3 protein-coding genes, 1 tRNA gene and 1 pseudogene are annotated in these 10,937 nt (G+C 70.2%); 4 read left to right on the forward strand and 1 reads right to left on the reverse strand.

The features are described from left to right. Positions 1-351: 351 nt before the first annotated feature. Positions 352-424 (forward strand) — tRNA-Thr (locus ABZ371_RS21855). 55 nt (positions 425-479) lie between these two features. Here the strand turns inward: ABZ371_RS21855 and ABZ371_RS21860 are convergent. Continuing rightward, positions 480-3,107, reverse strand: a complete 2,628-nt coding sequence (locus ABZ371_RS21860) for a SpoIIE family protein phosphatase (protein WP_358682240.1) — start codon at positions 3,105-3,107, stop codon at positions 480-482. Positions 3,108-3,509: 402 nt separating this feature from the next. Between ABZ371_RS21860 and ABZ371_RS21865 the strand changes: the two genes are divergently transcribed. The 3 genes and pseudogenes from ABZ371_RS21865 to ABZ371_RS21875 all read left to right on the forward strand — a co-directional run. Beyond that, positions 3,510-8,939, forward strand: coding sequence for a HAMP domain-containing protein (locus ABZ371_RS21865; protein WP_358682243.1), 5,430 nt, complete (start codon positions 3,510-3,512; stop codon positions 8,937-8,939). A 240-nt stretch (positions 8,940-9,179) separates the two neighbouring features. Next, positions 9,180-9,860, forward strand: a complete 681-nt coding sequence (locus ABZ371_RS21870) for a response regulator (RefSeq protein ID WP_358682246.1) — start codon at positions 9,180-9,182, stop codon at positions 9,858-9,860. Between the two features lie 141 nt (positions 9,861-10,001). Further along, positions 10,002-10,937: pseudogene (locus ABZ371_RS21875) on the forward strand (cell division protein FtsK); the annotation flags it as partial.

The raw sequence follows: 10,937 nt of genomic DNA on the forward strand, positions 1-10,937 counted from the left end.
TGCAGGGGGGACCCTGTGGGAGAGTAGGACGCCGCCGAACAATTATTCCGGGAAAGCCCCGTGCCCTTGTGGCACGGGGCTTTTCTGCGTTCTGATCCCGTCCGAGTCCGGTTCCACGGGTCGTGCGCGGCGGACTCAGGATCCCCGGGGCCGGCGGAAAATGCGCGTGCGCCCGAGGGGGAGGGTCACGTGTGCCGAAGCCGCCGGCTCTCGCACATCCCCCGCATGACTCGGCGAGCACCGTTCAGCACGGTCGGCGCAGCTCGGAAGTCCGTGCGGAGTGTCGGCCCGAGTGGTTACGACCATCCCGGCGCGCAGGGTATGCTTTACCTCGTTGCCGCAAGGCGACAGGCCCCAATAGCTCAGTCGGTAGAGCGTCTCCATGGTAAGGAGAAGGTCTGCGGTTCGATTCCGCATTGGGGCTCGCTGAGAAGAAAGGCCCCCGCCTCAGGCGGGGGCCTTTCTCATGTCCGGACTTCTCAGACGGTCTGCGGCTCCGGGACACGCATGGCAAGAATGGCCATGTCGTCCGAGGCGGGTTCCGCCGCGAAGCGCTCGACCGCCCGCAGAATACGACCCGCCACCGCGCCGGCCGTCAACCCCGTGCACATCGTGAGCACGTCCGCCAGGCCGTCGTCCCCCAGCATCCGGGTCCCCTCGCGGCGCTCGGTGACCCCGTCGGTGACACAGAGCAGCACATCCCCGGGCTCGAGGACGACCTCCTCCTCGTACAGTTCCAGGTCCTCGATCACACCGAGCAGCGGCTGCGGCTCCGCCGCCGCCTCCACGGTGCCGTCCTGACGAAGCCGCAACGGGAGCGGGTGGCCAGCACAGACGACCTTCAGGAGGGCGCTGCCGTCGTCCTGGGGCCACAGCTCGCCGTACAGCAGGGTCAGGAAGCGGCTGCGGGCCCCCTCGTCCAGGATGGCCGCGTTGAGCCGCTCCAGCACCGCCGGACCGCCGAAGCCCTCACGGGCCAGCAGACGCAGGGCGTGCCGGGCCAGGCCGGTGACGGCCGCGGCCTCCGGGCCCGTTCCGCACACGTCGCCGATGGCGAAACCGTACGCACCGTCGCGGATGGGGAACACGTCGTAGAAGTCACCGCCGACCTCGTTGCCCTCGCCCGCCGCGCGGTAGATGACCTCGATCTCCACGTTGGGCACGTCCGGCAGGCCGGGCGGCAGAAGACTCCGCTGGAGGGACTGGCTGATCGCCATGCGCTCCGAGTACAGGCGGGCGTTGTCGAGGGCGAGAGCGGCCCTGCGCGACAGGTCCTCGGCCAGCTCCAGGATCTCCTGGCGGAAATGGTCGTCCGACGGCTTGCCGAGCGTCAGCATGCCGATCACGCGGTTCCTCGCCACCAGCGGCAGGACGACGGTCTCACCGCCCACCGCGGCCGCGGTGGCCAGCGTGTTGCGCGCCGCGGTGCCCATACTGAGAGGCGCGTCCCGGCCGAGGCTGCGGGTGGACATGTGCAGAGCTGCCTTGTGGCCGGCGACCGCCGGCGCCGGCCAGATGCGGGCACCCGGCGTCGGCACCGGCTCCGGCGGGTCGATCGAGGACAGCAGCGCCTTGAGCCCGTCGATCCGGTCCTCGTCCTCGTGCAGCACGTAGGAGAGGAACGGCTCCGACGACTGGTCGGCGATGGTGTAGACGGCGCACCAGGTCGCGAGGGTGGGAACCGTCATCTGGGCCATCAGGGCCAGCGTCTGGTCCCTGTCCAGCGTGCCGGCGAGCAGGTCGGAGGCCTCCACCAGGAAGGACAGCGATCCGCGGCGCAGTCGTTCCAGCTCCCCGAGCCGCGCCGACTCGACGGCCAGCGCGATGCGGTCGGCGGCGAACTGCAGCCGAAGCGCCTGCTCGTTGGAGTACCGCCCGGCCGCCTCGGCCGCGACGCCCAGGGAACCCGTCAGCCTGCCCTCCACCTTCAGCGGCACCGTGACGACGGAGCGCATGCCGGTGTCCGTGAGCAGCGGTACGGCGCCCGGGACGGCCGTGAGGTCCTCGTGCACCGCGGGCATGCGGGCGGAGCCGTAGCGGCCCGTCCCGGCCTCCACCGGGACCCGCGCGAAACGCTGGCGGGCCGAGGGCAGGCCGGTCGTCGCCCGTACCTCCAGCTCCGTCTCGTCGTCGGTGGCGAGGAGCAGGAAGGCGGAGTCGGCGTCGAGCATGTCGCGCGCCCGCTCGACGGTGCGCTGGAGCAGTCCGTCCAGGTCGTCGGGGGCGGGGGAGCCGATGAAGACCTCGAAGGGGTCGGTGGAGCGGTTCTCGGCCGAACCGTCGGAGACAGGGGCGCGGGCCGGGGTCTGGATCACCGCACGCTCGTAGTCGCGGACGAGGAGGCAGACCGTGGACGGCTCGCCCTGGGTGTCGCGGACCCTGAGGTGCGAGGAGTACACGGGGATGACCCGGCCGTCGGCGCCGCGCAGGCCGTAGCTGCCCTCCCAGCGGGAGAGCTGGAGGGCGTCCGCGATACCGGTGTTCGTCCCCGGGGTGTGCGGCCAGGCCACGAAGTCGGTGAACTGCTTGCCCGTGACCTGGTCCGCGGCGTGGCCGAACAGGAAGCCGGCGTCGTCGTTCCACGCGGCGATGGAGCCGGAACGGTCGATCTGGACGACGGCCACCCGCACCCGCTCGTCCGTGACCGGGAGCAGGGCCGTCGGCAGGACCGGACCGGCGGAGCGGATGCCCACGGGGCGTTCGGGAAGATCGAGCTGGAACCACACGTGCTTGTGCGCCGGGGTGTACTCGACGCCCCAGCGGGAGGCGAGAGCCGCGCACAGAAGCAGTCCCCGGCCGCCCTCCCGGTCGGGGCTCCCGAAGTCCGGGCCGGAGCTCTGGAGCGGGATCTCCCGTTCCGGATAGTGGTCGGCGACCTCGACGCGTACGCCGTCCTCGGTCCGCAGGCAGAGGACGTCCGCGGCCGTGCCCGCGTGGACGACCGCGTTGGTGACGAGTTCGCTGGTCAGGACGACGGCGTCGTCGACCACGTCGGTGTAGCCCCACCCCTGGAGGGTGTCGCGGACGAATGCGCGGGCGGTCGCGACCGAGCGTCCGACCGGATCGAAGGTGGCAGCCGCGCGCGCGGTGATCACAGCACTCCCCATATGGTGTCTCGTCGCTTCCCCGAGTCCTGTGCCCGTTTCTCGCCGCTTCGATTCGCCTGCCAGGCTAGACGCTCGGCCGACGTCGCGTGTACACGAGGGCGGACTTGGGTGCTCGGGACGGCCCGCGGTCGTGCGCGGGGCGCACGAACCGGGGAGCCGGGGTGAGGGGAATGAGGCAACCATGGAACTTTTCACTCCGTCCGGTTCCCGCCTGGTACGTTTCAACGATTTGACGTCCGCATAGTCACCCGTCGACGGTGTGCTGTGACGGTGGGCCGAAGTGGAAGTGGGCAAGCTTCCGACGACGACCCGAGCGATACGGTCAAGCCCTGCGGGAGGGACACGGTGGAGTCTGGCGTGGCGGCGCGGGGTTCGGATACGCGCACAAGAGGCGGACAGCCCGTGAAGAAACAGCGCAATGGGACCATCGACGTGGACGCGGCAGCTCTCAACAGACTGCTCGCGGCCCTCGTGGCGATGCGCGACGGCAACTTCCGCAGGCGGCTGACCGTCTCGGGTGGCGGCGTGCTCACGGAGATCGCCGCGGTCTTCAACGAGGTGGCCGACCGCAACCTGCACCTGACGGGCGAGCTCGCCCGGGTCCGGCGCATGGTCGGCAGGGAGGGCAAGCTCACCGAGCGGCTGGAGACCGGCGCCTGCGAGGGCTCCTGGGCCGCCGCGATCGACGCCTCCAACGAACTCGTGGACGACCTGGCGCGACCGGTGTCCGAGGTCGGACGAGTGCTCTCCGCGGTCGCCGAAGGCGACCTCGAGCAGCGGATGGAGCTGCGGTCGCACACGTCCGACGAGACGGTGAGGCCGCTGCGCGGGGAGTTCCTGAAGGTCGCCCGCACGGTCAACAACCTGGTCGACCAGCTCGCCGCCTTCACCGAGCAGGTGACCCGGGTGGCGGTCGAGGTGGGTACCGAGGGCAAGCTGGGCGGTCAGGCCCAGGTGCGCGGCATGTCCGGGTCGTGGAAGGACCTCACGGACTCCGTCAACACGATGGCCTACCGGCTCACCGCCCAGGTCCGCGACATCGCCCTGGTGACGACGGCGGTGGCCAAGGGAGACCTGTCGCGGAAGGTCACCGTGCATGTGGCCGGCGAGATGCTGCAGCTGAAGAACACCGTCAACACCATGGTCGACCAGCTGTCCTCGTTCTCCTCGGAGGTGACCCGCGTCGCCCGTGAGGTGGGCACGGAGGGGGAGCTGGGCGGCCAGGCGACGGTGCCCGGGGTGGCGGGGGTCTGGAAGGACCTCACCGACTCCGTCAACACGATGGCGGGGAACCTCACCTCCCAGGTACGCGGCATCGCCGAGGTGACGACGGCGGTCGCCAACGGGGACCTGACCCAGAAGGTCACGGTGAGCGCGCGCGGCGAGGTCGCGCAGCTCGCCGAGACGATCAACCAGATGACCGAGACGCTGCGCACCTTCGCGGACGAGGTCACCCGGGTGGCGAGCGAGGTCGGCGGCGAGGGACTGCTCGGCGGCCAGGCCCAGGTGCCGGGGGCGGCGGGCACCTGGAAGGACCTCACCGACTCGGTGAACACGGTCTTCCGCAACCTCACGACGCAGGTGCGGGACATCGCGCAGGTCACCACGGCCGTGGCCAGCGGTGACATGACGCAGAAGGTCACCGTCGACGTGGCCGGGGAGATGCTGGAGCTGAAGAACACCGTCAACACGATGGTGGACCAGCTCCAGTCATTCGGCTCGGAGGTGACCCGGGTCGCCCGGGAGGTCGGCGTCGAGGGCCGCCTCGGCGGTCAGGCGGAGGTGCCGGGCGCGGCGGGCACGTGGAAGGACCTCACCGACTCGGTGAACACCGCCTTCCGCAACCTGACCGGGCAGGTGCGGGACATCGCGCAGGTGACCACGGCGGTCGCCAACGGCGACCTGTCGCAGAAGGTCACCGTCGACGTGGCCGGGGAGATGCTGGAGCTGAAGAACACCGTCAACACGATGGTGGCGCAGCTGTCCAACTTCGCCGACCAGGTGACCCGCATGGCCCGTGACGTGGGCACGGAGGGCCGCCTCGGCGGCCAGGCCCGCGTCGACGGTGTGTCCGGTACGTGGAAGGAGCTCACCGACTCCGTCAACTTCATGGCGGGGAACCTGACCTCCCAGGTGCGCCAGATCGCCCAGGTGACCACGGCCGTGGCGCGGGGCGACCTCTCGCAGAAGATCGACGTGGACGCCCGGGGCGAGATCCTGGAGCTGAAGAACACCATCAACACGATGGTCGACCAGCTGTCCGCCTTCGCCGACCAGGTGACCCGGGTGGCGCGCGAGGTGGGCACGGACGGACGGCTCGGCGGCCAGGCGCAGGTCCCCGGCGTGGCCGGCGTGTGGCGCGATCTGACCGACTCCGTGAACGGCATGGCGGGCAACCTCACCGCACAGGTCCGCAACATCGCGCAGGTCGCGACGGCGGTCGCGCGGGGCGACCTCTCGCAGAAGATCGACGTGGACGCCCGGGGCGAGATCCTGGAGCTGAAGAACACCCTCAACACGATGGTCGACCAGCTCTCGAACTTCGCCGAGCAGGTGACCAGGGTCGCCCGTGAGGTGGGCACGGAGGGCATGCTGGGCGGCCAGGCGGAGGTGCAGGGCGTCTCCGGTACGTGGAAGGACCTCACCCAGTCCGTCAACGGCATGGCGAACAACCTGACCCTCCAGGTGCGCAACATCGCCGAGGTGACGACGGCGGTCGCCAAGGGGGACCTGTCCAAGAAGATCACCGTCGACGCCAAGGGCGAGATCCTCGAACTGGTGACGACCGTGAACACGATGGTCGACCAGTTGCTGAACTTCGCCGACGAGGTGACGCGCGTCGCCCGCGAGGTGGGCACCGAGGGCATTCTCGGCGGCCAGGCGAGGGTGCGCGGGGCCACGGGCATCTGGAAGGACCTCAGCGAGAACGTCAACCTGATGGCCAACAACCTCACCAGCCAGGTGCGCAACATCTCCCGGGTCTCGTCCGCCGTGGCCAACGGCGATCTGACGAAGAAGGTCACCGTGGAGGCGCGGGGCGAGGTCGCCGAGCTCGCCGACACCGTGAACACGATGGTGACGACCCTTTCGTCGTTCGCCGACGAGGTCACCCGGGTCGCCCGCGAGGTGGGCACCGAGGGGGAACTGGGCGGCCAGGCGCGGGTCCCGGGCGTCTCGGGGACCTGGAAGGACCTGACGGAGTCCGTGAACTCCATGGCGTCCAACCTGACCGGCCAGGTCCGTCAGATCGCGACGGTCACCACGGCCATCGCCAAGGGCGACCTCACGAAGAAGATCGACATCGACGCCCGGGGCGAGATCCTGGAGCTGAAGAACACGATCAACACCATGGTCGACCAGCTCTCCTCCTTCGCCGAGCAGGTGACCCGGGTGGCCCGCGAGGTGGGCACCGAGGGCCAGCTGGGCGGGCAGGCCCGGGTGCGGGACGTCGACGGCACGTGGCGTGACCTCACCGAGTCGGTGAACGAGATGGCCGGGAACCTGACCCGTCAGGTGCGCGCCATCGCCGCCGTCGCCACCGCTGTGACCAGGGGCGACCTGAACCTCAAGATCGACGTCGACGCGGCCGGCGAGATCCAGGTGCTGCAGGACAACATCAACACGATGATCGCCAACCTGCGGGACACCACCCTCGCCAACAAGGAGCAGGACTGGCTCAAGGGCAACCTCGCCCGGATCTCCGGCCTGATGCAGGGCCGCCGCGACCTGGACGACGTGGCCTCGCTGATCATGAGCGAGCTGACCCCGGTCGTCTCGGCCCAGCACGGAGCCTTCTTCCTTGCCATGACCACGGGCGACACCGACGAGGTCGGGGCCGACGGCAGCTCCTACGAGCTGCGCATGCGGGGCAGTTACGGCTACTCGGCGGGCTCGATGCCGACGTCGTTCCGCCCCGGGGAGACGCTCATCGGCACGGCGGCCGAGGAGAAGCGGACGATCCAGGTCGACAACGTCCCGCCGGGGTACCTGAAGATCTCCTCCGGCCTGGGGGAGGCGCCGCCCGCCCACGTGATCGTGCTGCCGGTGCTCTTCGAGGGGAAGGTCCTCGGCGTCATCGAGCTCGCCTCGTTCCAGCCGTTCACGCACATCCAGCGTGACTTCCTCAACCAGCTCGCCGAGATGATCGCGACGAGCGTCAACACGATCAGCGTGAACACGAAGACGGAGAAGCTCCTCGAGCAGTCGCAGGAGCTCACCGAGCAGCTGCGCGACCGCTCCCAGGAGCTGGAGAACCGGCAGAAGGCGCTCCAGGCATCCAACGCCGAACTGGAGGAGAAGGCCGAGCTGCTGGCGCAGCAGAACCGCGACATCGAGGTGAAGAACACCGAGATCGAGGAGGCACGGCAGGTCCTCGAGGAGCGGGCCGAGCAGCTCGCGGTCTCGATGCGCTACAAGTCGGAGTTCCTGGCCAACATGTCGCACGAGCTGCGGACGCCGCTGAACTCGCTGCTCATCCTGGCCAAGCTGCTCGCCGACAACGCCGAGGGCAACCTGTCGCCGAAGCAGGTCGAGTTCGCCGAGACGATCCACGGGGCGGGATCCGACCTGCTCCAGCTGATCAACGACATCCTCGACCTGTCCAAGGTCGAAGCGGGCAAGATGGACGTGAGCCCGACCCGGATCGCCCTCGTCCAGCTGGTCGACTACGTGGAGGCGACCTTCCGGCCGCTCACCGCGGAGAAGGGGCTCGACTTCTCGGTACGGGTGTCCCCGGAGCTCCCCGCCACGTTGCACACGGACGAACAGCGGCTGCTCCAGGTGCTGCGCAACCTGCTGTCGAACGCCGTGAAGTTCACCGACAGCGGTGCGGTGGAGCTGGTGATCCGGCCGGCCGGCGCGGACGTGCCCGACTCCATCAGGGAGCATCTGCTGGAAGCCGGTTCGCTGCGCGAGGCCGACGGCGACCTGATCGCCTTCTCGGTCACCGACACCGGGATCGGCATCGCGTCCAGCAAGATGCTGGTGATCTTCGAGGCGTTCAAGCAGGCGGACGGCACGACGAGCCGCAAGTACGGGGGCACGGGCCTCGGCCTGTCCATCAGCCGGGAGATCGCCCGGCTGCTGGGTGGGGAGATCCACGCCGCGAGCGAGCCGGGACGAGGATCGACGTTCACCCTGTACCTGCCGCTGCTCCCGAGCGAACTGCCGCCCCAGGGGTACCCGCAGACGGGCCCCGGTCAGCCGGAGGCCCGGGGCGCGTCCGCCGGGGCGCCGTACCTGGAGGCTTCCCGGCGTTCGGGCACGGATCTGCCGCTGGGCGACCCGGGGGCCTCCGCCGGGGTGTTTCGGCGCAGGCGCAAGGCCCTGGGCACGGCCGCGCAGCGGCCGGCCCTGGCGAACGGGAGTACGGGAGCGGCGGAACCGGCCGCCGCCGCCCCCGAGGAGTGGGTACAGGGAGCCCAGGAGGACCAGGAGCCCCGGAGGACGTTCCGCTTCCGCGGCGAGAAGGTGCTGATCGTCGACGACGACATCCGTAACGTCTTCGCCCTCACCAGTGTGCTGGAGCAGCACGGGCTGACGGTGCTGTACGCGGAGAACGGCCGCGAGGGTATCGAAGTGCTGGAGCAGCACGACGACGTGACGATCGTTCTGATGGACATCATGATGCCCGAGATGGACGGTTACGCCACGACCTCGGCGATCCGCAGGATGCCCCAGTTCGCCGGCCTGCCGATCGTGGCCCTGACCGCGAAGGCCATGAAGGGCGACCGCGAGAAGGCGATCGACTGCGGGGCCTCGGACTACGTGACGAAGCCCGTCGACTCGGACCACCTGCTGTCGGTGATGGAGCGCTGGATGAACGGGGAGTGACCGGCCGGCGGGGGGCGTCGCGGGAAGCCCGTCCGCTCCGCTCCGGGGGTGTGAGAGCGCGGATCCGGGGAACCTTCTGGTCCCGTACCGCGTTTTCCCTATGTGCACAGTGACATCGCGGTGACAGGGTGTGGCGACGGGCGGGGTGCGGCTACCATGACCGGCACAAGGACGGACGGCGTAAGGGAGTCGTCCCCTGGGGCGGCCCCCGGTGCGAATCCGGGGCGAGGAGGGCGGGCCATGGTGCAGAAGGCCAAGATCCTCCTGGTCGATGACCGGCCGGAGAATCTGCTGGCGCTGGAGGCCATCCTCTCCGCGCTGGACCAGACACTGGTACGGGCATCGTCAGGGGAGGAGGCGCTCAAAGCGCTGCTCACGGACGATTTCGCAGTCATCCTGCTGGATGTCCAGATGCCGGGGATGGACGGATTCGAGACGGCCGCGCACATCAAGCGGCGTGAGCGGACCCGGGACATCCCGATCATCTTCCTCACCGCGATCAACCACGGTCCCCATCACACCTTCCGTGGTTACGCGGCGGGCGCCGTGGACTACATCTCGAAGCCCTTCGACCCCTGGGTGCTGCGGGCCAAGGTCTCCGTCTTCGTCGAGCTCTACATGAAGAACTGCCAGCTCCGGGAACAGGCCGCGCTCCTGCGGCTGCAACTCGAGGGCGGCACGCACCCGGGCGTGGAGGAGAAGGAGCCCGCCGGGCTGCTCGCGGAGCTCTCCGCGCGCCTGGCCGCGGTCGAGGAGCAGGCGGAGGCGCTCTCCAAGCAGCTCGACGACGAATCGGCGGACGCCGCGGCCGTCGCGACCGCCGCGCACCTCGAGCGCAAGCTCACCGGGCTGCGCCGCGCACTGGACGCCCTGGAGCCCGGCACGGGCGGCTCGGCGTCGGCTCTGCCCTCGCAGCACTGACGTTCGGCGCCGGCGTCCCGTCCCGGCGGATGCCCGGCGGGGAGCTGAGGGCGTGTCAGTTCCGGCTCGTACAGGGCGACACGGAAGGGTGAAGCGGTAGGCACCGTGTTCACCGCCGTCGACACCGGTAACCTCAGTCACATGGCCTCACGTACGTCCGGCAAGGGTTCCCAGGGCACGGCGGGCACCGCGAAGCGTGCCGGTCGTGCCCCTGGGCCGGCGAAGAAGACCGCCGCGCCCGCGAAGAAGACCGCCGCGAAGAAGATCGCGCCCGCGCCCGCTCGGAGGGCCCCCGCCAGGAAGGCGGCGGCGAAACGGGCCGCGCCCGCGCCGTCCCCTACCACAGGTGTCTACCGCCTGGTGCGCGCCGTGTGGCTCGGCACGGCTCACGGCGTCGGCGCGCTCTTCCGCTCCATAGGGCGCGGCGCGAAGGGCCTCGACCCCGCGCACCGCAAGGACGGCCTCGCGCTGCTGCTCCTCGGCCTCGCGCTGATCGTGGCGGCGGGCACCTGGTCCCGTCTGCAGGGCCCGGTGGGCGACCTGGTCGAGATGCTCGTCACCGGGGCGTTCGGCCGGCTCGATCTCCTCGCGCCGATACTGCTGGGTGTCGTCGCGGTGCGCCTGATCCTCTATCCGGAGAGGCCCGAGGCCAACGGCCGTATCGTCATCGGGCTCTCCGCCCTCGTCCTCGGGGTGCTGGGCCAGGTCCACATCGCCTGCGGATCGCCCGGCCGAGGGGAGGGGACCGACGCCATGCAGGACGCGGGGGGCCTGATCGGCTGGGTGGCCTCCAAGCCGCTCATCTTCGCGATGGGCGAGGTGCTCGCCGTCCCGCTGCTCCTGCTCCTGACCGTCTTCGGTCTCCTGGTCGTCACCGCGACCCCCGTGAACGCCATTCCCCAGAGGCTGCGGCAGCTCGGCGTCAGGCTCGGCGTCCTCGCCCCCGCCCTAGCCCCGGGGGAGTACGAGGACGACGACGAGCGCTACGACGAGCAGTGGCGCGAGGCGCTTCCCGAGCGGACGCGCCGTGCACCGGGCCGGCTCCCGGCGGCCGACGGCGTCCTCGGCCCGGACGAG

Origin of the sequence: Streptomyces sp. NPDC005899, from assembly GCF_040629645.1 — a bacterium.
In the GTDB taxonomy this organism is placed as follows: domain Bacteria; phylum Actinomycetota; class Actinomycetes; order Streptomycetales; family Streptomycetaceae; genus Streptomyces.